Here is a 24487-nt window from a genome sequence, read left to right as displayed (position 1 = left end):
ATGGTATGCGCGGGATGTGGTTGTTAGCGGTGTTGCTGCTTGCAGGGTGTCAGCATGTTGCCCCGCCCCCGCCAATCAGTGGCGAAATTCGTGATCTGCACAGCGGCCAGATGCTGACGGCACAGGAACTGCTGACGCGTCTGTCGGGGCCGCAACTGCTCATCATCGGCGAGCAGCATGACAACGCCGATCACCACGCCGCGCAGTTGTGGCTGTTGCAGGCACTTGGGGAGCAGCGTCCTCAGGGCAGTCTGCTGCTGGAAATGCTCACGCCGAAGCAACAGCCGAACGTTGACCAGGTTCGCCATGCAGCAGCGCTCCCTACTGATCTTCCCGCCGCGTTGGCCTGGCAGGATGGCTGGGACTGGACTCTCTATGGACCGATCGTTCGGTTTGCCCTCACGCAACCCTATCCGCTGTTGGCGGCCAATCTGGACGACAGTGAAATCCGCGCTGTCTATCGCCAGTCGCCCGCCCTGAGCGGTGTCCGCAGCAATGCGGCCTCGGTGAAAGCCAGGCTGTTTGAGCAGATCAGCGATTCACATTGCGGCTTGCTGCCCAAATCACAGATGCCGGCGATGCTCGCGGTTCAGCAACAGCGCGATCGACGCATGGCCGAACGTTTGCTGGCAGCGCCGATGCCAGCCTTGCTGCTGGCGGGTGCCTGGCATGCGCGCAAGGATGCTGGCGTGCCGCTGCATGTTCTGGATCTGGGCGCAGCCCAAGCGCCAACGGTGCTGATGCTGGCCGAGCAGGGCGCCGAGGTGACTGCGGCGATGACCGATTACGTCTGGTACACCCCGGCCACGCCCGCGCAGGATTACTGCGCACAGATGCGCAAACAGTTCGGGCAATGACTTTTTCACAGGCAAAAAAAGACCCGGTAAAAACCGGGTCAAATAACCGTGATTAGCCTGATGAGGAGATAATCTGAGAGTCCGAACCAAGGGCTTTTCAGAATATCGACTGATCTCGCGACCAGTTGTGATAATCATAGCGATTCTCATTAGCGAGTCAACCACTGTTTTTCCATTCGCGTGATTTAGTCGTGCAAATGGCCGGAATGTCCCGGAAACAGGGGGCTTAACGCGCAGCCTTGATCGCACTCAGTTGCGTGATCTGCTGATTAAGCTGGCCGATGCGCCTGGCCATGCTCTCAATCAGGCTGTGGGCAATCTTCGGATTGTTACGGGTCATGCTCAGAAACTGTTCGCCTGGAATCAGCATCACCGTGCTTGGCTCGCGAGCGATGACAGTGGCATTGCGCGGTTCACCGGTGAACACCGCCATGGCGCCGAAAATCTCGTCCTTGGGTACGTCGCCGACCTTGTGTCCATCAACAAACGCTTCGGCATGCCCCTCGATGATCACGAAGACGTGATCAGCGGCATCGCCCTGCCGGATCAACACCTCACCACTCTCGACCCGTTTGAAGCCATTGGTGCTGCGAAACTCCCGTGGCTTCAGTTCGGCCACCGCGTGTGCCAGCAGCGCCATCTGCCCCAGCAGATACTCAAGCCATTGCTCGGCCCGGCCCGGCTCGGCGTACAAATGCTGGAACAAATCGGTTCGCCGATAGGGCAGCAAGCGCAATGGCCCGTCGCTGCGCAGTCGGCAATCGGCCCAGGCGTCACCTTGCTGTAGACCGATCAGATCGCCTTCCTGCGAGTAAAACAGCGCACGACCGCCGATATAGCCGTGGATCACGCCTTCTGTCAGCAGAAACAGCTGATCGTGTGGGAGCTGCTCCATCAGGTCGTCAGAGATTTCTGGCTCAAAGGCTGGCCCGCACGGCGCAAGGCCTTCCAGCCAGCGCGCGGGCAAGCTCTGCAAACGATTGATCAGTGCATCGACCGGTGCCGATTGTTCTCCGAGCAGATACATGGCAGTCAGTGCCTGTTCAGTTCTTGTGGCGCGAGGAGATGGCTTCGAGCTGCTTGTTCAAGGCGTCTTTGCGTTCGGCCGGGATGTCGTTCCAGTGCACATCCATCAGTGCCCCTTCGATCGCGTACAACAACACCTTTGATGCGCGAAACCCGCGGGTACGCACGGCCCGATAGGCGTCCACCGCCCCCAGGCGACGCAAGTCCGAGGCGCTGTGGATACCCACGGCATGCAGCCACTGCGCCGACGTCTTGCCAAGATTCTTCAGGTGTTGCAGTTCATCATTCATCAAGCCTCCTTGCGACGGCCGAATGGTGCGTGGGCGATCTTCTCAGGAGTGTAGCCATCAGTAGGAAAAGCGTGGTTGTTTGGTCGGATTCGACGCAAACGCTTCTAAGAAAGGCGATGAGATCTGGCGAATGCAATAGTAAGGAGTGTGACGCATACAACTGTAGGAGTGAGCCTGCTCGCGATAGCGGCGTAACAGCCGACATCCATTTTGAATGTCAGTCGGCTATCGCGAGCAGGCTCACTCCTACAAGGGGAGGGTGTTGTGTCAGGGGCTGCCGATGGTGCTCAGCGTGTGCGATAGCGCAGGCGGGTGCCGAAATTCATCGACATCAGGATCTCGTCCGCACTCAGTTCCGGCGGGAAGTACGCGCCGGAAATCTGCGCATGGGCCAGGCTCGCGCCTTCGAGTGATGCATTACGGAAATCGATGCCACGCAAATCGGCAGAACGGAAGTAGGCGTCCCGGAAATCCACGCCATCGGCGTTCAGTTCACGCAAGTCGAGACCACGAAAGTCGCCACCAACCATGTCGATCGGGCCGTCGTTCGGGCGTTCCTTGTTGAAGCCTGTGATGTCGTCTTTGTGCAGCAAGGCATAAAGCGGGGTGTCGAGAAGTTTCGGCTGGCTCATGTCACATCACCTGTTGGTTTTATGACGCCAGTATAGTGCCACTATTTGACGGCCGTGAAGCAAGCGAGGGCTTCACGGCCGAAATAGTTTCTTACAGGCCTGGCAGGCGCTGGCGGATCTGTGCAACTACGGTGTCGAGGGTCCCGCTTTCATTGGTCTGTACGCGTTTGCTGCGCAGAATCTCTTCTGGCGTCAGCGCTTCGCGGCTGGCCTGCTGGGCCTCGATCACGGCCAGCGTGGCGTCGGAAGGATCCTTCTTGTCAGCCTGACGAATCGCCAGCCAGCTCTCGATCACGGCTTGCGGTGCGTTGCAGTCGAGAATCAGGAACGGCGTGCCGGTGGCTTCGGCGACTTGAGCGGCGTTGTCGCGTTGCTCGCGCTTGAGGTAGGTCGCATCGATCACTACCGGGAAACCGGCGTGCAGGATCACTCCGGCAATCTCATGCAGGCGGGCATAAGTGGCGGCGCTGGCGTCGGCACTGTAAATCCCGGCCTGCACGTCGTTGGCTACGGTCTGCTCACCGAACAGGCGCTTGCGCTCGACGTCGGAACGCAGGCGAATCGCGCCCAGCGCTTCGACCAGACGCATCGCCACGTGGCTCTTGCCGACAGCCGATACGCCGTGGGTGATGGCCATGAAGCGCGATGGAATGGTGCTGTAGCTTTCCGCCAGGTTGGCGTAGTTGCGGTACTGGCGCAGGGTGGTTGCGCGCTGCACCGGGGTGGCATCCGCCGGCATGCTGAACAGCGCGACTTTGGCGCGAACCAGTGCGCGGTAGGCTTTATAGAAGTTCAGCACTTCCAGGCCTTGATAGTCGCCGGTCAGCTCCAGGTACTGGCTGATGAAGCGGCGGGCGAGGGATTTCAGGCCACGGTCTTCCAGGTCCATCGCCAAGAAACCGGTGTCGGCCCAGACGTCAGTGAAGCGGAACGGTTCGTTGAACTCGATGCAGTCGAAGATCACCACTTTGCCATTGATGACAGTGGCGTTGCCCAGGTGGATGTCACCGTGGCATTCGCGAGTGAAACCCTCGGCCTTGCGCTGGGCGAACAGTGGTTTGAGGCGTTCGAAGCTGCTCTCAGCCCAGGCTTGCAGGGCTTCAAGTTGCAGCAGGTCGTTTTTGTCGCTGAGAAACGGCAGGATCTGTTCGAAGTTCTGGCGCACCGGGGCCATCACGCTGTCCGGGGTACCGGCCTCGTGTTCGGCCGGGACTTTTGGCGCACTGAGGTGGAATTTGGCGATCTGCTCGGCCATTTCATCAATGTGCTGGGTGGTCAACTCACCGTTGGCTTGCAGGGTGCTGAGCAGGCCGGTCTGCGGGAATTGACGCATCTTCAGCACATATTCGATCACCGGGCCGTCGCCACCCAGTTGTGGCGCCTCGACGCTGCCGGTCACCGGCAACACGTCCAGATACAAATCATCGGTCAGACGTTGGTTCAGACGCAGTTCTTCAGCGCAGAAATGTGCGCGCGACTCCAGGCCAGTGAAGTCGAGGAAGCCGAAATTCACCGGCTTCTTCACTTTATAAGCAAACGGGCCGGTGAGGATCACCCACGAGATATGGGTTTCGATGACCTGGAACCCTTCGACGGGGTGCGGGTAGAGGGCCGGGTTTTGCAGGGCAGCGATCAGGGACTGGCTCACGGGCGATCCTTCAGAGACTGGGAAATTCGAGGTCGCCATTATGGCCGCTCGCCAGCCTGACGCAAACCTCGGAGCGCTCCTGTTGAGGATGAATAAAGTGCGTATAATCCGCCGCCATGACTCGAACTCGATCCCCCCGTACCAAGAAAAAACCAGTCTCCAAGGGCCTCAGCCCATGGTTGAGCTGGGCCATTAAACTCAGTCTGGTCGGCCTTGTGGTGCTGGCCGGCTTCGCCGTTTACCTCGATGCCGTGGTGCAGGAGAAGTTCTCCGGCAAGCGCTGGACCATCCCGGCCAAGGTATACGCGCGTCCGCTTGAGCTGTTCGTCGGACAAAAGCTGAGCAAGGACGATTTCCTCACCGAACTCGATGCCCTGGGCTATCGCCGCGAAGCCGTGAGCAATGGCCCCGGCGCTGCCGCCGTCAACGGCAATACCGTTGATCTGAATACCCGCGGCTTCCAGTTCTATGAAGGCCTGGAAAAAGCCCAGCCAGTACGCGTGCGTTTCTCTGGCGACTATGTGGCCGAGCTCTCGGGGCTCAATGGCGGAAAATTGTCCGTGGTGCGGCTCGAGCCGCTGATGATCGGCGGCATCTACCCGAAAAACCTCGAAGACCGCATCCTGATCAAGCTCGATCAGGTGCCACCGTACCTGCTGGAAACCCTGGTAGCAGTGGAAGATCGCGACTATTACAGTCACTGGGGCGTGTCGCCGAAGTCGATTGCCCGGGCGATCTGGGTCAACACCTCTGGCGGCAAGATGACCCAGGGTGGCAGTACGCTGACCCAGCAACTGGTGAAGAACTTCTACCTCACCAACGAGCGCAGCCTGAGCCGCAAGCTCACCGAAGCGATGATGGCGATGCTGCTGGAGCTGCACTACGACAAGAAGGAAATTCTTGAGGCCTACCTCAACGAAGTCTTCGTCGGGCAGGACGGTCAGCGTGCGGTGCATGGCTTTGGTCTGGCCAGTCAGTTCTTCTTCGGTCAGCCACTGTCCGAGTTGAAACTGCATCAGGTAGCGTTGCTGGTCGGCATGGTCAAAGGTCCATCCTACTACAACCCGCGCCGCAACCCCGAGCGTGCGCTGGAGCGGCGTAACCTGGTGCTCGACGTGCTTGAGCAGCAAGGCGTGGCGACTGCCGAACAGGTCGAAGCGGCGAAGAAAATGCCACTGGGTGTGACCACGCGCGGCAAGCTTGCCGACAGCTCGTTCCCGGGCTTTATCGATCTGGTCAAACGCCAGTTGCGCGAAGACTATCGCGACGAGGACTTGACCGAAGAAGGCTTGCGGATCTTCACCAGTTTCGACCCGATTCTGCAGATGAAGGCCGAAGCGTCGGTGAATGACACCTTTAAACGCCTGGCTGGACGCAAGGGCTCCGATGACGTGGAAGCGGCGATGGTCGTGACCAACCCGGAAACCGGCGAAGTGCAGGCGATGATCGGCAGTCGTCAGGCCAGTTACGCCGGTTTCAACCGGGCGCTGGACGCCGTGCGGCCGATCGGTTCCCTGGTCAAGCCAGCGGTGTATCTGACCGCACTGGAAAAACCGAGCCGTTACACGCTGACCAGTTGGCTGTCGGATGATCCGCTGTCGATCAAAGGCGCGGACGGCCAGGTGTGGAAGCCACAGAACTACGACCGTCGCTCCCACGGCACAGTCTTCCTCTATCAAGGGCTGGCGCATTCGTACAACCTGTCGACCTCGCGCCTGGGTCTGGAAGTCGGTGTGCCGAATGTGCTCAAGACCCTTGCGCGTCTGGGCGTGACCCGGGAATTCCCGGCGTTCCCGTCGATGCTGCTCGGGGCTGGCGGCATGACCCCGATCGAAGTGGCGACCATGTATCAGACCCTCGCCAACGGTGGTTTCAATACGCCGATGCGCGGGATTCGCAGTGTGCTGACCGCCGATGGCGAACCACTCAAGCGTTATCCGTTCCAGATCGAGCAGCGTTTCGATCCGGCGTCCATCTACCTGATCCAGAACGCCATGCAGCGTGTGATGCGTGAAGGTACCGGCAGCTCGGTTTATAACGTGCTGCCAAAGACCCTGACGCTGGCCGGCAAGACCGGTACCAGTAACGATTCGCGTGACAGCTGGTTCGCCGGTTTCAGTCAGGATCTGCTGGCGGTGGTCTGGCTGGGTCGCGACGACAACGGCAAGACCCCGTTCACCGGGGCGACCGGTGCATTGCAGGTCTGGACCAGTTTCATGCGCAAAGCCGATCCGCTGCCGCTAGACATGCCGCAGCCGGACAACATTGTGCAGGCGTGGGTCGATTCGCGTACCGGGCAAGGCTCCGATGCCAACTGTCCGGGGGCGGTGCAGATGCCGTATATTCGCGGCAGCGAACCGCCACCCGGCGCCGCGTGTGCAAGCGAAACGCCTGCCTCGCCGGAGTCGGTGATGGATTGGGTCAAGGGCTGGATGAATTAAGCAAAGAGGGTTTCAAGTGAACAAGTGGTTGATTCCAGCGGTGACTGCCGTGGCTTTGCTCAGCGGCTGCTCTACCGTGCAGCGTGGTTCGATCCCGGTGGTGGACTCCGGCACAGCCGTATCCAACAGCGAACGGCTGTCGGCCAACGGCGGTTTCCGCAAGACGACGGTCAAACGCCCAGTCCAGGGCCAGGCGCAATCCCAGGCCATCCCGCAAGGCGATACCGGCGTGGTGGTGATGGTGCCGGGTGGCGGCGCCACAACATCGGCACCGATCAGCTCCTCGCCGATCGTTCCGGGCCCGGCTTCCGGCGGAATCACCGCAGGGCCGTACAACCCGTCGCCGGTCGAATCGGCACCGATCAACTCCGGCAGCTACAGCATGCCTTCGACGCCAAGCGGGATTCCTTCGGCCAGCAGTGGCGGTGGTCTGTCGGCGGACGAACAGCTCGATGGCCCGGTGCTCGCCTTGCTGACCACTGCGCAACAGCAGCAGGCCGGTGGCGACCTCAACGGTGCGTCTTCCAGTCTGGAGCGCGCTCAACGCGTTGCCCCGCGTGAACCGCAAGTGCTCTATCGTCTGGCGCAAGTACGCATGGCTCAAGGTGATGCGCCACAGGCCGAGCAGTTCGCCCGTCGTGCACTGACCATGGCCAACGGTCGTCCGGACTTGCAGGCCAACCTGTGGGAAATCATCGCGCAGTCCCGTGAGAAACAAGGCGATTCCGCCGGCGCAGCGCTGGCTCGTCAGAAGGCCAAGGTTTCGCTGTGATGGATTCCCGTTTCCCGAAAATCGCCGATCAGTTGCTGCTGATCGAGCGTGAACTGCGCGCGCAGGGTTGGTGGGATGACGTTCAGCCATCGGCCGAAGCCCTGAGCAGTGTCGAACCGTTTTCGGTCGACACGCTGGATTTCGAGCAATGGCTGCAATGGATCTTCCTGCCGCGGATGAAGATGATCCTTGAGCAGGATCTGCCGTTGCCCAACGCCTCGGGCATTCAGGAAATGGCTGAAATGGTCTTCGCCCAGCGCAATCTGCAGGGCAAGGATCGACAGCTGCAGGTGCTGCTCAAAGAGTTTGACCTGCTGATCACCGCTTCCCGCTAGAGCCGATCCCCTGTAGGAGCTGCCGAAGGCTGCGATCTTTTGATCTTGCTTTCAAAGATCAAAAGATCGTCCGATCGCGGCCCGAGCCTGCGGCAGCTCCTACAGGTGACTATTCGCAGTTCTGCGCAATCTGCTTCTGCGCTTCGACAATGCGCTCCTGCCGCTGCGCATCATCCAGCCGCCGTAATTGTCCTTCCACTTCCTCCCTCAACCGCGGATTGTTCTGCAATTGCGCCAGGTTCGTCCGTGCCTGTTCGCAAAATGCCTTGAGCTGCGCCTGCTGCTCCGCCACCTGTTTCTTCACCTTGTCGTCGATGGCTTTCTGATCGCCCAGCGCACCACTGCCAGGCATGGCGGCAGGTTTCGTTGGGGGCGAGGAGGGCGTCTGCACAGTCGTCGCCGGCAGCCCTTGCGGTGGCTGCGCATCGAAGTGCGTGACGCCCTGGGCATCTACCCATTTGTAGATTTGAGCGGCCGAGCACCAGGGGCTGAGGCCGATCAGCAGAGTTAACAGAAGCGTTCGCATGCTGATTCCTTGGCAAAATTGCGCAATTGACGCTAACAGAGTAGCTGTTTTCAGGTTTTTTCTTGCGTTCTCATGTGCTTACCCACAATTAAGCACATTGACGGCTTGACTTGGAGAGGGCGAAACAGAAGAATCCAAAGTCCGCTGTAGAGGGACTGCCAGAAGCAGACCCACTCGGTAGATCATGAGGCGCATATCCGCGTCGACCTGTTACACCCGCAACGCGTTACCTCGCGCTGGGTGGGAAAGGCCCGCAACACTTGGGACGATCCCAATACTTGCTCAGTCAGTGCTGACGTAGTCGGCGACCACCGTCGCTCATGCTCTGCCGAGAAGTAAACCTATTAAGACCCGCCCCTTTTGTGTGGACGGTATTCTGGCGTTTTAGAGGTGAACAACGTGGAGCTTTTATCTGGCGGTGAGATGCTCGTCCGCTTCTTGCGTGACGAAGGCGTCAAATATATCTACGGGTACCCGGGTGGTGCTCTTCTTCATGTTTACGATGCCCTGTTCAAAGAACCGGAAGTGACCCACATCCTGGTTCGTCACGAACAAGCGGCCACCCATATGGCTGACGGTTACGCCCGTGCCACCGGTAAAGCCGGCGTGGTATTGGTGACATCAGGTCCTGGCGCCACAAACGCCATCACCGGTATCGCCACCGCCTATATGGATTCGATTCCAATGGTGATCATTTCCGGTCAGGTGCCAAGCACCATGGTCGGCACCGACGCGTTCCAGGAAACCGACATGATCGGTATCTCCCGGCCGATCGTGAAGCACAGCTTCATGATCAAGCACGCCTCGGAAATCCCGGAAGTCATGAAGAAGGCCTTCTACCTGGCGCAGTCCGGTCGTCCGGGCCCGGTCGTGGTCGATATCCCGAAAGACATGACCAACCCGGCCGAGAAGTTCGAATACATCTTCCCGAAAAAAGCCAAGCTGCGTTCCTACAGCCCGGCCGTCCGCGGTCACTCCGGGCAAATCCGCAAGGCGGCAGAAATGCTCCTGGCAGCCAAACGCCCAGTGCTCTATTCCGGTGGCGGCGTGATCCTCGGCAACGGTTCCGCACCGCTGACCGAACTGGCGAAAATGCTCAACCTGCCAGTGACCAACACCTTGATGGGCCTGGGCGGTTTCCCTGGCACCGACCGGCAGTTCATCGGCATGCTCGGCATGCACGGCAGCTACACCGCCAACCTGGCGATGCACCATGCCGACGTGATCCTGGCTGTCGGCGCGCGTTTCGATGACCGTGTGATCAACGGCGCGGCGAAGTTCTGCCCGAACGCCAAGATCATCCACATCGACATCGACCCGGCTTCGATCTCCAAGACCATCAAGGCCGACGTGCCAATCGTTGGCCCGGTGGAGAGCGTCCTGACCGAAATGGTCGCGATCCTCAAGGAAATCGGCGAGACCCCGAACAAGGAGTCCGTTGCCAGTTGGTGGAAGCAAGTCGATGAGTGGCGCGGTGATCGCGGCCTGTTCCCATATGAAAAGGGCGACGGCAGCCTGATCAAGCCACAGACCGTGATCGAGACCCTGTGCGAAGTGACCAAAGGCGATGCCTTCATCACTTCCGACGTGGGCCAGCACCAGATGTTCGCGGCGCAGTACTACACGTTCAACAAGCCGAACCGCTGGATCAACTCCGGTGGTCTGGGCACCATGGGCTTCGGTTTCCCGGCGGCCATGGGCATCAAGTTGAGCTTCCCGGATGACGACGTTGCCTGCGTCACCGGTGAAGGCAGCATCCAGATGAACATCCAGGAGCTGTCGACCTGCCTGCAATATGGCTTGCCGGTGAAAATCGTCATCCTGAACAACGGTGTTCTGGGGATGGTTCGTCAGTGGCAGGACATGAGCTATGGCAGCCGCCACTCGCACTCTTATATGGAGTCGCTGCCTGACTTCGTCAAACTGGCTGAGGCCTACGGTCACGTCGGCGTGCGCATCACCGATTCGAAAGACTTGAAGTCGAAGATGGAAGAGGCGTTCGCCATGAAAGATCGTCTGGTGGTGATCGATATTTCGGTCGATACCAGCGAGCACGTCTATCCGATGCAGATCAAAGACGGCTCCATGCGCGATATGTGGCTGAGCAAGACGGAGCGTACTTAATCATGCGGCACATTATTTCCCTGCTTCTGGAAAACGAACCCGGCGCTTTGTCTCGCGTAGTCGGCCTGTTCTCGCAGCGCAACTACAACATTGAAAGCCTGACGGTGGCGCCAACCGAAGACCCGACTCTGTCGCGTCTGACGCTGACCACTGTTGGCCACGATGAAATCATCGAGCAGATCACCAAAAACCTGAACAAGCTGATCGAAGTGGTCAAGCTGGTGGACCTGTCGGAAAGCGCTCACATCGAGCGCGAGCTGATGCTGGTCAAGGTCAAGGCCACTGGCGCCCAGCGCGCCGAGATCAAACGCACCACCGATATTTACCGTGGACAGATCGTCGACGTCAGCGCCAGCGTGTATACCGTTCAACTGACCGGTACCAGCGACAAGCTCGACAGCTTCATTCAGTCCATCGGCACCGCATCGATTCTGGAAACCGTCCGTAGCGGCGTGACCGGCATTGCCCGCGGCGACAAAGTACTCAGCATCTAAACCAAATTAGCGAATGGCCTGAACGGCCTGGATATATAGGGGAAATTCATGAAAGTTTTCTACGATAAAGACTGCGACCTGTCGATCATCCAGGGCAAGAAAGTTGCCATCATCGGTTACGGTTCCCAGGGCCACGCCCAAGCGTGCAACCTGAAAGATTCCGGTGTCGACGTAACCGTCGGTCTGCGTAAAGGTTCGGCTACCGTTGCCAAAGCCGAAGCTCACGGCCTGAAAGTGACCGACGTGGCCGCCGCTGTTGCCGGCGCCGACCTGGTCATGATCCTGACCCCGGACGAATTCCAGTCCCAGCTGTACAAGAACGAAATCGAGCCGAACATCAAGAAAGGCGCCACCCTGGCCTTCTCCCACGGTTTCGCGATCCACTACAACCAGGTTGTTCCGCGTGCCGACCTCGACGTGATCATGATCGCGCCGAAAGCGCCGGGTCACACCGTGCGTTCCGAGTTCGTGAAGGGCGGCGGTATCCCTGACCTGATCGCGATCTACCAGGACGCTTCGGGCAACGCCAAAAACGTTGCACTGTCCTACGCAGCTGGCGTGGGTGGCGGTCGTACCGGCATCATCGAAACCACCTTCAAGGACGAGACCGAAACCGACCTGTTCGGCGAACAAGCCGTACTGTGCGGCGGTACCGTTGAGCTGGTGAAAGCCGGTTTCGAAACTCTGGTTGAAGCTGGCTACGCGCCGGAAATGGCCTACTTCGAGTGCCTGCACGAACTGAAGCTGATCGTTGACCTCATGTACGAAGGCGGTATCGCCAACATGAACTACTCGATCTCCAACAACGCTGAATACGGCGAGTACGTGACCGGCCCGGAAGTGATCAACGCCGAATCCCGTCAGGCCATGCGCAACGCCCTGAAACGTATTCAGGACGGCGAATACGCCAAAATGTTCATCAGCGAAGGCGCGACCGGCTACCCTTCGATGACCGCCAAGCGTCGTAACAACGCCGCTCACGGTATCGAAATCATCGGCGAGCAACTGCGCTCCATGATGCCGTGGATCGGTGCCAACAAGATCGTCGACAAAGCCAAAAACTAAGTCGTCATCCTTGTACGAAAAACGCGGCCTCGGCCGCGTTTTTTCGTTTGAAACCGATGGTTCTGGTATAAAGCTGCATCGTTTGTGGCCGAACCGTCGTCACAGGCACCTGTCGAAACTTTCCAAACCGTTGCAAGGTAATGTCCATGAGCGAACGTCCCGAAGAGCCGAACCAGGCTTCTGACGCCGAAAGCCTGCTGCCCATCGATGAACATGTCGAGGAAGGGCACGACGCAGAAGGTCGTAAAGTCCGGCATCGTGGTATCTATCTGCTGCCGAATCTGTTCACCACTGCGAACCTGTTCGCAGGGTTTTATTCCATCATCAACTCGATGAGTGCCCAGGCTGCCTTGAGCGCCGGTGACTCTGCGAATGCGAGCAAGTATTTCGCCTTCGCCGCGATCGCGATTTTTGTGGCCATGGTGCTCGATGGTCTTGATGGCCGTGTAGCGCGCATGACCAATACGCAAAGTGCCTTCGGCGCCGAGTATGACTCGTTGTCGGACATGGTCGCGTTCGGTGTAGCGCCGGCGCTGCTGGCCTTTGGCTGGGCATTGGGCGACATGGGCAAGGTCGGCTGGATGGTCGCCTTCATCTATGTAGCCGGCGCGGCATTGCGTCTGGCGCGTTTCAATACCCAGGTCGGTACGGCTGACAAGCGATACTTCATCGGCCTGGCCAGCCCGGCAGCTGCCGGCGTGGTCGCAGGCATCGTCTGGGCGTTCAGCGATTACGGCATTCAGGGTTCGAAGATGTCGTTCCTGGTCGCCTTGATGGTGGCGGCTGCCGGCATGTTGATGGTCAGCAACATCAAGTACAACAGCTTCAAGGAGCTGGACTTGAAGGGGCGCGTGCCGTTCGTGGCGATCCTCGCCGTGGTGCTGGTGTTCGCCGTGGTGTTCAGCGATCCACCGCGAATTCTACTGCTGGTGTTCCTCGGTTACGCCGCTTCCGGCCCTGTGCAATATCTGTTGCGTCTTCGTCGTCACAAAAACGCCGAGTGATGTAATTTCCCGCATACTCCGCAGTCTATGGGTGCATCTGTCCTCCAAAGCTGCGGAGTTGCCATGCTGATCAAAATCCCCAAAGCGTCCGACTGCCATGAGTCGGATGTCACGCCTGAATCCATTTATCTTTCTCGTCGCCAATTGCTCGGAGCTACCGCGGCCGGTATCGCCGTGAGCAGCCTGCCGCGTTGGGCCAGTGCCGGGGATGCGGCGCGTTATGCCGATGTCGAGCCGGGCAAGACGCCTGCCTGGTTTGCCGAGAAGCTTCCTTCTACCAAGTGGGGCGCCGTCAACGCCAAGGACGAGGCGATCACGCCTTATAAAGACGCGACCCATTACAACAACTTCTATGAGTTCGGCACCGACAAGGGTGATCCGGCCGCCAATGCCGGTTCGCTGAAAACCGAGCCGTGGAGCGTTGTCGTCGACGGGGAGGTGGGTAAGCCAGGGCGTTACGCGCTGGAAGACCTCATGAAGCCGTACCAGTTGGAGGAGCGTATCTATCGCCTTCGCTGTGTTGAAGCGTGGTCGATGGTCATCCCGTGGATTGGCTTTCCGATTTCTGCACTACTCAAGCAGGTCGAACCGACCTCTAAAGCCAAATACATTCGCTTCGAAACCCTGCAGGATCCCAAGAGCATGCCAGGGCAGCGCTCGGGTTTTGCCCTGATCGACTGGCCTTATGTAGAAGGCTTGCGCCTGGATGAGGCGATGAATCCCTTGGCGATTCTGGCGGTAGGCATGTATGGCCGCGAGTTGCCGAATCAGAACGGTGCGCCGCTGCGTCTGGTGGTGCCGTGGAAGTACGGCTTCAAGAGTGTGAAGTCCATCGTGCGTATCAGTCTGGTCAGCGAGCAACCGAAAACTACCTGGCAGAGCATCGCGGCTGATGAATACGGGTTTTATGCCAACGTGAATCCGACGGTCGATCATCCGCGCTGGACTCAGGCGCGGGAACGGCGTCTGCCGAACAGTCTGTTCAAGCCGAATGTGCGTGATACACAGATGTTCAACGGCTACGCGGATGAAGTCGCTTCTTTATATACAGGGCTCGATCTGCGGAAGAACTACTGATGCGATATCCGTTCTGGCGTGTAGGCGTTTTTATCGCTGCGGCGATTTGGCCATTGCTTTGGTTTTATCAGGCGTTCGCCGATTTGCTCGGGCCGGATCCTGGCAAAGTCCTGGTTGATCGATTGGGGCTGGGGACGCTGGTATTGCTGCTGATCACTTTGAGCATGACGCCGTTGCAGAAATTGACGGGGTGGGCGGGCTGGATTGCTGTGCGCCGTCAGTTGGGACTTTGGTGTTTTGCCTATGTGGGTCTGCATTTGTTCAGCTATATGGCGTTTATCCTCGGCTTCGACTGGTCGCAGTTGGGCGTGGAGTTGCGTAAGCGGCCATACATTATTGTCGGCACACTGGGTTTTCTCGGGTTGTTGGCGTTGGCAGTAACCTCTAATCGCTACAGCCAGCGTCGTTTAGGTGTGCGCTGGAAGAAACTGCATCGGTTGGTATACGTGATTCTGGGGCTGGGATTGCTTCATATGTTGTGGATCGTGCGTGCTGATCTCAAGGAGTGGGCGATCTATGCCTTTATAGGTGCAGTGCTTTTACTGCTGCGTGTGCCTGCCGTTGCCCGTCGAATCCCGCGTTTATTGGCTAAAAAGCAGGTTTTGCAATAAAACTGAAATTAACGGTTGACGGCAGATTCAGGAGGTCTATAATTCGCCCCACTTCCGGCGCAGTCGAAACGGAAAACTCCTTGAGATTCAATGAGTTACGCAGTTTTCGGCAGCGCTTGCTTCAGTTCATCGAAGCCTGGAAGGAGTTGAAAGAGCGGTGATGTTTGGCTCTTTTGACGGTTCGATCTTCTCGGTCGAAAGCGGAGGAAAAGAGGTGTTGACAGCAGCGTGTAACGCTGTAGAATTCGCCTCCCGCTAACGAGAGATCGGAAGCGCAAGTGGTTGAAGTTGTTGAAGAAATCTTCGAAAACTTCTGAAAATAATCACTTGACAGCAAATGAGGCTGCTGTAGAATGCGCGCCTCGGTTGAGACGAAAGATCTTAACCAACCGCTCTTTAACAACTGAATCAAGCAATTCGTGTGGGTGCTTGTGGAGTCAGACTGATAGTCAACAAGATTATCAGCATCACAAGTTACTCCGCGAGAAATCAAAGATGTAACCAACGATTGCTGAGCCAAGTTTAGGGTTTCTTAAAAACCCAAAGATGTTTGAACTGAAGAGTTTGATCATGGCTCAGATTGAACGCTGGCGGCAGGCCTAACACATGCAAGTCGAGCGGATGAAAGGAGCTTGCTCCTGGATTCAGCGGCGGACGGGTGAGTAATGCCTAGGAATCTGCCTGGTAGTGGGGGACAACGTTTCGAAAGGAACGCTAATACCGCATACGTCCTACGGGAGAAAGCAGGGGACCTTCGGGCCTTGCGCTATCAGATGAGCCTAGGTCGGATTAGCTAGTTGGTGAGGTAATGGCTCACCAAGGCGACGATCCGTAACTGGTCTGAGAGGATGATCAGTCACACTGGAACTGAGACACGGTCCAGACTCCTACGGGAGGCAGCAGTGGGGAATATTGGACAATGGGCGAAAGCCTGATCCAGCCATGCCGCGTGTGTGAAGAAGGTCTTCGGATTGTAAAGCACTTTAAGTTGGGAGGAAGGGTTGTAGATTAATACTCTGCAATTTTGACGTTACCGACAGAATAAGCACCGGCTAACTCTGTGCCAGCAGCCGCGGTAATACAGAGGGTGCAAGCGTTAATCGGAATTACTGGGCGTAAAGCGCGCGTAGGTGGTTTGTTAAGTTGGATGTGAAATCCCCGGGCTCAACCTGGGAACTGCATCCAAAACTGGCAAGCTAGAGTATGGTAGAGGGTGGTGGAATTTCCTGTGTAGCGGTGAAATGCGTAGATATAGGAAGGAACACCAGTGGCGAAGGCGACCACCTGGACTGATACTGACACTGAGGTGCGAAAGCGTGGGGAGCAAACAGGATTAGATACCCTGGTAGTCCACGCCGTAAACGATGTCAACTAGCCGTTGGGAGCCTTGAGCTCTTAGTGGCGCAGCTAACGCATTAAGTTGACCGCCTGGGGAGTACGGCCGCAAGGTTAAAACTCAAATGAATTGACGGGGGCCCGCACAAGCGGTGGAGCATGTGGTTTAATTCGAAGCAACGCGAAGAACCTTACCAGGCCTTGACATCCAATGAACTTTCCAGAGATGGATTGGTGCCTTCGGGAACATTGAGACAGGTGCTGCATGGCTGTCGTCAGCTCGTGTCGTGAGATGTTGGGTTAAGTCCCGTAACGAGCGCAACCCTTGTCCTTAGTTACCAGCACGTTATGGTGGGCACTCTAAGGAGACTGCCGGTGACAAACCGGAGGAAGGTGGGGATGACGTCAAGTCATCATGGCCCTTACGGCCTGGGCTACACACGTGCTACAATGGTCGGTACAGAGGGTTGCCAAGCCGCGAGGTGGAGCTAATCCCACAAAACCGATCGTAGTCCGGATCGCAGTCTGCAACTCGACTGCGTGAAGTCGGAATCGCTAGTAATCGCGAATCAGAATGTCGCGGTGAATACGTTCCCGGGCCTTGTACACACCGCCCGTCACACCATGGGAGTGGGTTGCACCAGAAGTAGCTAGTCTAACCTTCGGGAGGACGGTTACCACGGTGTGATTCATGACTGGGGTGAAGTCGTAACAAGGTAGCCGTAGGGGAACCTGCGGCTGGATCACCTCCTTAATCGACGACATCAGCTGCTCCATAAGTTCCCACACGAATTGCTTGATTCATTGAAGAAGACGATAGAAGCAGCCCGAAATTGGGTCTGTAGCTCAGTTGGTTAGAGCGCACCCCTGATAAGGGTGAGGTCGGCAGTTCGAATCTGCCCAGACCCACCAATTTTTGTGTGGGAAACCTGTAGAAATACGGGGCCATAGCTCAGCTGGGAGAGCGCCTGCCTTGCACGCAGGAGGTCAGCGGTTCGATCCCGCTTGGCTCCACCACCACTGCTTCTGAAGTTTGAAAGCTTAGAAATGAGCATTCCATCGCTGTGATGGTGAATGCTGATTTCTAGTCTTTTGATTAGATCGTTCTTTAAAAATTTGGGTATGTGATAGAAAGATAGACTGAACGTTACTTTCACTGGTAACGGATCAGGCTAAGGTAAAATTTGTGAGTGACTCTTAAGAGTTTTGCGAATTTTCGGCGAATGTCGTCTTCACAGTATAACCAGATTGCTTGGGGTTATATGGTCAAGTGAAGAAGCGCATACGGTGGATGCCTTGGCAGTCAGAGGCGATGAAAGACGTGGTAGCCTGCGAAAAGCTTCGGGGAGTCGGCAAACAGACTTTGATCCGGAGATGTCTGAATGGGGGAACCCAGCCATCATAAGATGGTTATCTTGTACTGAATACATAGGTGCAAGAGGCGAACCAGGGGAACTGAAACATCTAAGTACCCTGAGGAAAAGAAATCAACCGAGATTCCCTTAGTAGTGGCGAGCGAACGGGGACTAGCCCTTAAGTGGCTTTGAGATTAGCGGAACGCTCTGGAAAGTGCGGCCATAGTGGGTGATAGCCCTGTACGCGAAAGTCTCTTAGTCATGAAATCGAGTAGGACGGAGCACGAGAAACTTTGTCTGAATATGGGGGGACCATCCTCCAAGGCTAAATACTACTGACTGACCGATAGTGAACTAGTACCGTGAGGGAAAGGCGAAAAGAACCCCGGAGAGGGGAGTGAAATAGATCCTGAAACCGTATGCGTACAAGCAGTGGGAGCCCACTTTGTTGGGTGACTGCGTACCTTTTGTATAATGGGTCAGCGACTTATTTTCAGTGGCGAGCTTAACCGAATAGGGGAGGCGTAGCGAAAGCGAGTCTTAATAGGGCGTCTAGTCGCTGGGAATAGACCCGAAACCGGGCGATCTATCCATGGGCAGGTTGAAGGTTAGGTAACACTGACTGGAGGACCGAACCGACTACCGTTGAAAAGTTAGCGGATGACCTGTGGATCGGAGTGAAAGGCTAATCAAGCTCGGAGATAGCTGGTTCTCCTCGAAAGCTATTTAGGTAGCGCCTCATGTATCACTGTAGGGGGTAGAGCACTGTTTCGGCTAGGGGGTCATCCCGACTTACCAAACCGATGCAAACTCCGAATACCTACAAGTGCCGAGCATGGGAGACACACGGCGGGTGCTAACGTCCGTCGTGAAAAGGGAAACAACCCAGACCGTCAGCTAAGGTCCCAAAGTTATGGTTAAGTGGGAAACGATGTGGGAAGGCTTAGACAGCTAGGAGGTTGGCTTAGAAGCAGCCACCCTTTAAAGAAAGCGTAATAGCTCACTAGTCGAGTCGGCCTGCGCGGAAGATGTAACGGGGCTCAAACCATACACCGAAGCTACGGGTATCACGCAAGTGATGCGGTAGAGGAGCGTTCTGTAAGCCTGTGAAGGTGAGTTGAGAAGCTTGCTGGAGGTATCAGAAGTGCGAATGCTGACATGAGTAACGACAATGGGTGTGAAAAACACCCACGCCGAAAGACCAAGGTTTCCTGCGCAACGTTAATCGACGCAGGGTTAGTCGGTCCCTAAGGCGAGGCTGAAAAGCGTAGTCGATGGAAAACAGGTTAATATTCCTGTACTTCTGGTTATTGCGATGGAGGGACGGAGAAGGCTAGGCCAGCTTGGCGTTGGTTGTCCAAGTTTAAGGTGGTAGGCTGAGATCTTAGGTAAATCCGGGATCTTAAGGCCGAGAGCTGATGACGAGTTACCTTTTAGGTGACGAAGTGGTTGATGCCATGCTTCCAAGAAAAGCTTCTAAGCTTCAGATAACCAGGAACCGTACCCCAAACCGACACAGGTGGTTGGGTAGAGAATACCAAGGCGCTTGAGAGAACTCGGGTGAAGGAACTAGGCAAAATGGCACCGTAACTTCGGGAGAAGGTGCGCCGGTGAGGGTGAAGGACTTGCTCCGTAAGCTCATGCCGGTCGAAGATACCAGGCCGCTGCGACTGTTTATTAAAAACACAGCACTCTGCAAACACGAAAGTGGACGTATAGGGTGTGACGCCTGCCCGGTGCCGGAAGGTTAATTGATGGGGTTAGCTAACGCGAAGCTCTTGATCGAAGCCCCGGTAAACGGCGGCCGTAACTATAACGGTCCTAAGGTAGCGAAATTCCTTGTCGGGTAAGTTCCGACCTGCACGAATGGCGTAACGATGGCGGCGCTGTCTCCACCCGAGACTCAGTGAAATTGAAATCGCTGTGAAGATGCAGTGTATCCGCGGCTAGACGGAAAGACCCCGTGAACCTTTACTATAGCTTTGCACTGGACTTTGAATTTGCTTGTGTAGGATAGGTGGGAGGCTTTGAAGCGTGGACGCCAGTTCGCGTGGAGCCATCCTTGAAATACCACCCTGGCAACTTTGAGGTTCTAACTCAGGTCCGTTATCCGGATCGAGGACAGTGTATGGTGGGTAGTTTGACTGGGGCGGTCTCCTCCTAAAGAGTAACGGAGGAGTACGAAGGTGCGCTCAGACCGGTCGGAAATCGGTCGTAGAGTATAAAGGCAAAAGCGCGCTTGACTGCGAGACAGACACGTCGAGCAGGTACGAAAGTAGGTCTTAGTGATCCGGTGGTTCTGTATGGAAGGGCCATCGCTCAACGGATAAAAGGTACTCCGGGGATAACAGGCTGATACCGCCCAAGAGTTCATATCGACGGCGGTGTTTGGCACCTCGATGTCGGCTCATCACATCCTGGGGCTGAAGCCGGTCCCAAGGGTATGGCTGTTCGCCATTTAAAGTGGTACGCGAGCTGGGTTTAGAACGTCGTGAGACAGTTCGGTCCCTATCTGCCGTGGACGTTTGAGATTTGAGAGGGGCTGCTCCTAGTACGAGAGGACCGGAGTGGACGAACCTCTGGTGTTCCGGTTGTCACGCCAGTGGCATTGCCGGGTAGCTATGTTCGGGAAAGATAACCGCTGAAAGCATCTAAGCGGGAAACTTGCCTCAAGATGAGATCTCACTGGAACCTTGAGTTCCCTGAAGGGCCGTCGAAGACTACGACGTTGATAGGTTGGGTGTGTAAGCGCTGTGAGGCGTTGAGCTAACCAATACTAATTGCCCGTGAGGCTTGACCATATAACACCCAAGCAATCTGCATGCTCGAAAGAGACCAGATTGCGGTGTGTGAAGACGCAATGAACCGAAAGTTCGCGATGCTCACAAAACACCTGTATCACATACCCGATTTGCTGAAGCGAGGCCAACCGGTCACGAGTCAGTACCCGAATTTCTTGACGACCATAGAGCGTTGGAACCACCTGATCCCATCCCGAACTCAGAAGTGAAACGATGCATCGCCGATGGTAGTGTGGGGTTTCCCCATGTGAGAGTAGGTCATCGTCAAGATTAAATTCCGAAACCCCAATTGCGAAAGCAGTTGGGGTTTTGTTTTGCCCGCAGGAAAGTATTTTTACTTAGGCAGCGAACAATTTTGCACAGTTATTTTCGAATCAGAACACTAGAATAACCCCCCATCTTCTTCGGAGCCAGAGCCTTTATGTCAAATCCGGTTGACGCCCAAGGGCTGTCAGATTTACCGCTGGAAGACTTGGTGGCCTGTCATGAGTGCGACCTGCTGATGCGCAAGCCCAAGCTTGCCCATGGCGAGAAAGCACTCTGCCCGCGCTGCGGTTACGAGTTGTACGCCCATCGCCATAATGTGGTGCAGCGCAGCCTTGCCTTGGTGATCGCAGCATTATTGCTGTACATCCCGGCAAACTTTTTACCCATCATGCAACTCAATATCCTCGGACAATCTTCGCAGGATACGGTCTGGAGCGGCGTGCTCGGCTTGTTCAATACGGACATGCAGGGCGTTTCGATCGTTGTATTCCTGTGCAGTATGGCTATTCCGTTGCTGAAGTTGCTGTGCCAGTTATTCGTTTTGCTGACGATTCGATTCAACGTCGGACGCAGTTACGGCTTATTGCTCTACCGCATTTATCACCACCTCAAAGACTGGGGAATGCTCGAGGTTTACCTCATGGGCGTCCTCGTGGCGATCGTCAAACTGGCGGACATGGCGGCCATCACCGTCGGCCTCGGTCTGGCGTGTTTCATCGGTTTGTTGTTGGTTCAGGTCTGGCTGGAAGTGGTGATGTCACCGCATCAGATCTGGCAGGCGTTATCAGGAGAGGATGCCCATGCGGGCGATTGATGCGGGCATTCTGATCTGTACCGAATGCCATGAATTGAACAAACGGGATGCGGACACCGACGAGCAGACCTGCACCCGCTGCGGTGCGCTGGTTCACGCTCGTCGTCCGAACAGTCTGGCCCGAACCTGGGCCCTGCTGATCACGGCTGCGATCATCTATATCCCGGCCAATGTGTTGCCGATCATGACGGTCAGTTCGCTGGGGCAGGGCGACCCGAGCACCATCATGTCCGGCGTGATCCAGTTGGTGCAGCACGGCATGATCCCGATTGCCGCCGTGGTGTTCATCGCCAGTATTCTGGTGCCGACCTTCAAACTGGTGGGCATCGCACTGCTGCTGTTTTCGGTGCAGCGACGTCAGCCGTTGTCCGCGCGGCAGCGGATTTGGATGTACCGCTTCATCGAGTTCATCGGTCGTTGGTCGATGCTCGACATCTTTGTGATCGCCATTCTGGTGGCGGTCGTCAACTTCGGCCGGCTTGCCAGTGTCGAAGCCAACCTTGGCGCCATCGCCTTCGCCAGTGTGGTGATTCTGACGATGCTTGCCGCAGTAACTTTCGATCCCCGACTGATTTGGGATAACACGGAGTCGGACGACGACCATGACTGATTTGCCTGTAGCGAAAACCCGACCGGCCTCGAACTGGTCTGCCATTTGGGTACTGCCTCTGATTGCCCTGATCATCGGTGGCTGGCTCGGCTGGCGTGCCTATAACGAAACCGGCATCGAGATTCAGGTGCGTTTCGAAAGCGGTGAAGGCATCCAGGCCAACAAGACCGAAGTGGTCTACAAGGGCATGCCGGTGGGTAAGGTGAAGACGCTCAAGCTTGATGACGAGGGCAACTCCAAAGGGGTGATTGCCACCGTCGAGATGAACAAGGACGTCGAGCAGTACCTCAAGACCAGCACGCGTTTCTGGCTGGTGAAACCGAGCGTGACCCTGGCCGGCATCACCGGTCTGGAAACCCTGGTTTCAGGTAACTACGTGGCCATCAGTCCCGGTGAAGGCGAGCCGACCCGCAAGTTCAAGGCGCTGGCCGAGGAGCCGCCGCTATCGGACTCCAAGCCCGGCCTGCACCTGACGATCAAGGCCGATCGCCTCGGTTCGCTGAACCGCGGCAGTCCGGTGTTCTACAAGCAGATCAAAGTCGGTCAGATCAAAAGCTACGTGCTGTCTGAAGACCAGAGCACCGTTGAGCTCAAAGTGTTCATCGAGCCGACCTACGCCAAACTGGTGCGCAAACACACGCGTTTCTGGAATGCCAGCGGCATCAGCATCGACGCCAACCTGTCCGGGGTGAAAGTACGCAGCGAGTCTCTGGCGAGCATCGTCGCCGGCGGCATCGCCTTCGCCACACCAGAGAATCGCAAGGACAGTCCGCCCACCGATCCAAGCCTGCCGTTCCGTCTCTATGAGGACTTCGACGCCGCCGCTGCCGGTATTCGGGTCAAGGTCAAACTCAGTGACTTCGAAGGCTTGCAGGCCGGCCGTACGCCGGTGATGTACAAGGGCATTCAGGTCGGCAACATGAAAGCGTTGAAAATCGATCCGGATCTGAACAGCGCCACGGCCGAGCTGACGCTGGATCCTCTGGCCGAAGACTATCTGGTCGAAGGCACGCAGTTCTGGGTGGTCAAACCGTCGATTTCCCTGGCCGGTATCACCGGACTCGAAGCGTTGGTGAAAGGTAACTACATTGCCGTGCGTCCGGGCGACAAAGGTGCCGCGCCGAAACGCGAATTCGAGGCGCGGCCAAAAGCGCCGCCGCTGGATCTGCGTTCGCCGGGTCTGCATCTGGTGCTGTTCACCGATGTTCTCGGTTCGATCGAAGTCGGCAGTCCGATTCTGTACAAACAGGTCAAGGTCGGTTCGGTACAGAGCTATCAGTTCTCCAAGACCAAAAAGCAAATCGTCATTGGCGTGCATATCGAGAAGGAATACGAAAGCCTGGTCAACGCGTCGACACGCTTCTGGAATGTCAGCGGCATCACCCTCACCGGTGGTCTTACGGGTGGTATTCAAGTGAAGAGCGAGTCCTTGCAGACGTTGATGGCCGGCGGTATCGCTTTCGAAACACCGCAAGCCAAAGCGCCGCTGCAAAAGCGTATTCCGCGCTTCCGTCTGTTCGCCAACCATGACGAGGCCAACCAGAAAGGCACGCTGGTGACGATCAAGGTCGACCGCGCCGATGGTTTGCGTCCGGGCACACCGATTCGTTTCAAAGGCCTGGATGTCGGCAAGATTGAAGACGTCGATCTGACCGACGATCTGCAAGCCGTGATGATTACCGCGCGGATCACCGAAGTGCCGGAGCGCATTGCGCGGGTCGGCAGTCAGTTCTGGGTGGTCAAGCCGGAGTTGGGGTTGATCAAGAACCAGAACCTGGAAACCCTGGTCACCGGGCAGTATGTGGAAGTGCAGCCGGCGGCGAAAAATCTCGGCCCGCAGAAGAACTTCGTTGCGCTGGCCAGTCCGCCGGAAGTGAGCAAGCAGGAGGCTGGCTTGAGTCTGGTGTTGAGCGCCGCGCGCCGTGGCTCGCTGAAACCGGGCGTACCCGTGACCTACCGCGAAATCACCGTGGGCAAGGTCACCGGTTACGAACTGGGCCAGACGGCTGACCGGGTGTTGGTGCACATTTTGATCGAGCCGAAATACGCGCCGTTGGTGCGCAGTGGCAGCCGATTCTGGAACACCAGCGGCGTTGGTTTCGACATCGGCTTGTTCAATGGTCTGACGGTGCGCACGGAGTCGCTGGAGACGGCGATTCAGGGTGGTATCGCCTTCGCTACGCCGGACGGTGAGCGCATGGGCACCCCGGCACGGGCTGAGCAGACGTTCCCGTTGTTCGACAAGTTCGAAGATGAGTGGCTGACCTGGGCGCCGAAGATTTCGCTCGGTAAATAACCCGCCATTGATGTGGCGTCTGGAAGGACGCCTTCGCGGGCAAGCCCGCTCCCACAGGGTTCGTGTCGTATACAGAATGTGTATTCAACGCAAAAACCTGTGGGAGC

The 24487-nt window shown here is 56.9% G+C and carries 18 protein-coding genes, 2 tRNA genes and 3 rRNA genes; 18 read left to right on the top strand and 5 right to left on the bottom strand.

Annotation, left to right across the window (positions count from 1 at the left end; translation table 11 throughout):
- Window positions 1-5: 5 nt before the first annotated feature.
- A complete protein-coding gene (locus tag E4T63_RS23640) occupies window positions 6-857 on the top strand; it encodes a ChaN family lipoprotein (RefSeq protein WP_135296571.1) in 852 nt (283 codons plus the stop codon).
- A 226-nt stretch (window positions 858-1083) separates the two neighbouring features.
- Here E4T63_RS23640 and E4T63_RS23635 read toward each other — a convergent pair whose 3' ends face one another.
- From E4T63_RS23635 to E4T63_RS23620, 4 genes are all read right to left on the bottom strand, one after another.
- Entirely contained in the window at window positions 1084-1884 is an 801-nt protein-coding gene (locus E4T63_RS23635) for a Crp/Fnr family transcriptional regulator (RefSeq protein WP_135296570.1), read from the bottom strand.
- 16 nt (window positions 1885-1900) lie between these two features.
- A complete protein-coding gene (locus E4T63_RS23630; RefSeq protein WP_003228231.1) occupies window positions 1901-2173 on the bottom strand; it encodes a TfoX/Sxy family protein in 273 nt (90 codons plus the stop codon).
- A gap of 287 nt (window positions 2174-2460) precedes the next feature.
- Window positions 2461-2805 carry a pentapeptide repeat-containing protein gene (locus tag E4T63_RS23625; RefSeq protein ID WP_098965625.1) on the bottom strand — a complete coding sequence of 115 codons (345 nt, stop codon included), beginning with the start codon at window positions 2803-2805 and terminating at the stop codon, window positions 2461-2463.
- 91 nt (window positions 2806-2896) lie between these two features.
- Window positions 2897-4453 (bottom strand): AAA family ATPase, encoded by a 1557-nt coding sequence (locus E4T63_RS23620; protein WP_135296569.1) that lies wholly within the window; start codon window positions 4451-4453, stop codon window positions 2897-2899.
- Between the two features lie 116 nt (window positions 4454-4569).
- On the opposite strand from E4T63_RS23620, the gene mrcB reads away from it, so the two are divergent.
- The 3 genes from mrcB to E4T63_RS23605 are packed head-to-tail and all read left to right on the top strand — an operon-like array spanning window position 4570 to window position 8001.
- Complete coding sequence (gene mrcB, locus E4T63_RS23615; protein ID WP_097089183.1) at window positions 4570-6894, top strand: penicillin-binding protein 1B; 2325 nt, start codon at window positions 4570-4572, stop codon at window positions 6892-6894.
- A 16-nt stretch (window positions 6895-6910) separates the two neighbouring features.
- A complete protein-coding gene (locus E4T63_RS23610; RefSeq protein WP_098965620.1) occupies window positions 6911-7666 on the top strand; it encodes a hypothetical protein in 756 nt (251 codons plus the stop codon).
- Complete coding sequence (locus tag E4T63_RS23605; protein ID WP_097089181.1) at window positions 7666-8001, top strand: YqcC family protein; 336 nt, start codon at window positions 7666-7668, stop codon at window positions 7999-8001. Before E4T63_RS23610 ends, E4T63_RS23605 begins: the two co-directional genes overlap by 1 nt.
- A 109-nt stretch (window positions 8002-8110) precedes the next feature.
- Here E4T63_RS23605 and E4T63_RS23600 read toward each other — a convergent pair whose 3' ends face one another.
- On the bottom strand, window positions 8111-8527 hold the full coding sequence (locus E4T63_RS23600; protein WP_027614082.1) for a DUF4124 domain-containing protein: 417 nt from the start codon (window positions 8525-8527) through the stop codon (window positions 8111-8113).
- Window positions 8528-8926: 399 nt separating this feature from the next.
- Here E4T63_RS23600 and E4T63_RS23595 point away from each other — a divergent pair, with 399 nt between their 5' ends.
- The 14 genes from E4T63_RS23595 (at window position 8927) to E4T63_RS23525 (ending at window position 24380) form a co-directional block, all read left to right on the top strand.
- Window positions 8927-10651, top strand: coding sequence for an acetolactate synthase 3 large subunit (locus E4T63_RS23595; RefSeq protein ID WP_027614081.1), 1725 nt, complete (start codon window positions 8927-8929; stop codon window positions 10649-10651).
- Window positions 10652-10653: 2 nt separating this feature from the next.
- Entirely contained in the window at window positions 10654-11145 is a 492-nt protein-coding gene (gene ilvN, locus E4T63_RS23590; protein ID WP_003205610.1) for an acetolactate synthase small subunit, read from the top strand.
- Between the two features lie 48 nt (window positions 11146-11193).
- Window positions 11194-12210 carry a ketol-acid reductoisomerase gene (gene ilvC / locus E4T63_RS23585; protein WP_007959661.1) on the top strand — a complete coding sequence of 339 codons (1017 nt, stop codon included), beginning with the start codon at window positions 11194-11196 and terminating at the stop codon, window positions 12208-12210.
- 146 nt (window positions 12211-12356) lie between these two features.
- A complete protein-coding gene (gene pssA / locus E4T63_RS23580) occupies window positions 12357-13214 on the top strand; it encodes a CDP-diacylglycerol--serine O-phosphatidyltransferase (RefSeq protein ID WP_027614080.1) in 858 nt (285 codons plus the stop codon).
- A gap of 63 nt (window positions 13215-13277) precedes the next feature.
- Window positions 13278-14291, top strand: coding sequence for a protein-methionine-sulfoxide reductase catalytic subunit MsrP (msrP, locus tag E4T63_RS23575; RefSeq protein ID WP_135296568.1), 1014 nt, complete (start codon window positions 13278-13280; stop codon window positions 14289-14291).
- Window positions 14291-14902 carry a protein-methionine-sulfoxide reductase heme-binding subunit MsrQ gene (gene msrQ, locus E4T63_RS23570; RefSeq protein ID WP_134787334.1) on the top strand — a complete coding sequence of 204 codons (612 nt, stop codon included), beginning with the start codon at window positions 14291-14293 and terminating at the stop codon, window positions 14900-14902. Before msrP ends, msrQ begins: the two co-directional genes overlap by 1 nt.
- Before the next feature lie 552 nt (window positions 14903-15454).
- A 16S ribosomal RNA gene (locus E4T63_RS23560) occupies window positions 15455-16991 on the top strand.
- A gap of 81 nt (window positions 16992-17072) precedes the next feature.
- Window positions 17073-17149 (top strand) — tRNA-Ile (locus tag E4T63_RS23555).
- A gap of 29 nt (window positions 17150-17178) precedes the next feature.
- A tRNA-Ala gene (locus tag E4T63_RS23550) sits at window positions 17179-17254 on the top strand.
- A 247-nt stretch (window positions 17255-17501) separates the two neighbouring features.
- Window positions 17502-20393 (top strand): 23S ribosomal RNA (locus E4T63_RS23545).
- A 154-nt stretch (window positions 20394-20547) separates the two neighbouring features.
- A 5S ribosomal RNA gene (gene rrf / locus E4T63_RS23540) occupies window positions 20548-20663 on the top strand.
- Together the 16S, 23S and 5S rRNA genes with 2 tRNA genes alongside form the textbook arrangement of a ribosomal RNA operon.
- A gap of 151 nt (window positions 20664-20814) precedes the next feature.
- On the top strand, window positions 20815-21474 hold the full coding sequence (locus tag E4T63_RS23535) for a paraquat-inducible protein A (protein ID WP_095136780.1): 660 nt from the start codon (window positions 20815-20817) through the stop codon (window positions 21472-21474).
- Entirely contained in the window at window positions 21461-22084 is a 624-nt protein-coding gene (locus E4T63_RS23530; RefSeq protein WP_027612260.1) for a paraquat-inducible protein A, read from the top strand. The genes E4T63_RS23535 and E4T63_RS23530 overlap by 14 nt, the downstream gene beginning before the upstream one ends.
- A complete protein-coding gene (locus E4T63_RS23525) occupies window positions 22077-24380 on the top strand; it encodes a PqiB family protein (protein ID WP_135296567.1) in 2304 nt (767 codons plus the stop codon). Before E4T63_RS23530 ends, E4T63_RS23525 begins: the two co-directional genes overlap by 8 nt.
- Window positions 24381-24487 lie beyond the last annotated feature (107 nt).

The organism is Pseudomonas fluorescens (genome assembly GCF_004683905.1).
GTDB lineage: Bacteria > Pseudomonadota > Gammaproteobacteria > Pseudomonadales > Pseudomonadaceae > Aquipseudomonas > Aquipseudomonas putida_A.
Note: the sequence above shows the minus strand (reverse complement) of the source record. Positions and strands in the feature narration are given on the sequence as shown.

Bases quoted from the DNA above. Each gene is read 5' to 3' on its own strand.
- E4T63_RS23640 (WP_135296571.1), top strand. From the start codon at position 6: ATGCGCGGGATGTGGTTGTTAGCGGTGTTGCTGCTTGCAGGGTGTCAG.
- E4T63_RS23635 (WP_135296570.1), bottom strand. From the start codon at position 1,884: ATGTATCTGCTCGGAGAACAATCGGCACCGGTCGATGCACTGATCAAT.
- E4T63_RS23630 (WP_003228231.1), bottom strand. From the start codon at position 2,173: ATGAATGATGAACTGCAACACCTGAAGAATCTTGGCAAGACGTCGGCG.
- E4T63_RS23625 (WP_098965625.1), bottom strand. From the start codon at position 2,805: ATGAGCCAGCCGAAACTTCTCGACACCCCGCTTTATGCCTTGCTGCAC.
- mrcB (WP_097089183.1), top strand. From the start codon at position 4,570: ATGACTCGAACTCGATCCCCCCGTACCAAGAAAAAACCAGTCTCCAAG.
- E4T63_RS23605 (WP_097089181.1), top strand. From the start codon at position 7,666: ATGGATTCCCGTTTCCCGAAAATCGCCGATCAGTTGCTGCTGATCGAG.
- E4T63_RS23600 (WP_027614082.1), bottom strand. From the start codon at position 8,527: ATGCGAACGCTTCTGTTAACTCTGCTGATCGGCCTCAGCCCCTGGTGC.
- ilvN (WP_003205610.1), top strand. From the start codon at position 10,654: ATGCGGCACATTATTTCCCTGCTTCTGGAAAACGAACCCGGCGCTTTG.
- ilvC (WP_007959661.1), top strand. From the start codon at position 11,194: ATGAAAGTTTTCTACGATAAAGACTGCGACCTGTCGATCATCCAGGGC.
- pssA (WP_027614080.1), top strand. From the start codon at position 12,357: ATGAGCGAACGTCCCGAAGAGCCGAACCAGGCTTCTGACGCCGAAAGC.
- msrP (WP_135296568.1), top strand. From the start codon at position 13,278: ATGCTGATCAAAATCCCCAAAGCGTCCGACTGCCATGAGTCGGATGTC.
- msrQ (WP_134787334.1), top strand. From the start codon at position 14,291: ATGCGATATCCGTTCTGGCGTGTAGGCGTTTTTATCGCTGCGGCGATT.
- E4T63_RS23535 (WP_095136780.1), top strand. From the start codon at position 20,815: ATGTCAAATCCGGTTGACGCCCAAGGGCTGTCAGATTTACCGCTGGAA.
- E4T63_RS23530 (WP_027612260.1), top strand. From the start codon at position 21,461: ATGCGGGCGATTGATGCGGGCATTCTGATCTGTACCGAATGCCATGAA.
- E4T63_RS23525 (WP_135296567.1), top strand. From the start codon at position 22,077: ATGACTGATTTGCCTGTAGCGAAAACCCGACCGGCCTCGAACTGGTCT.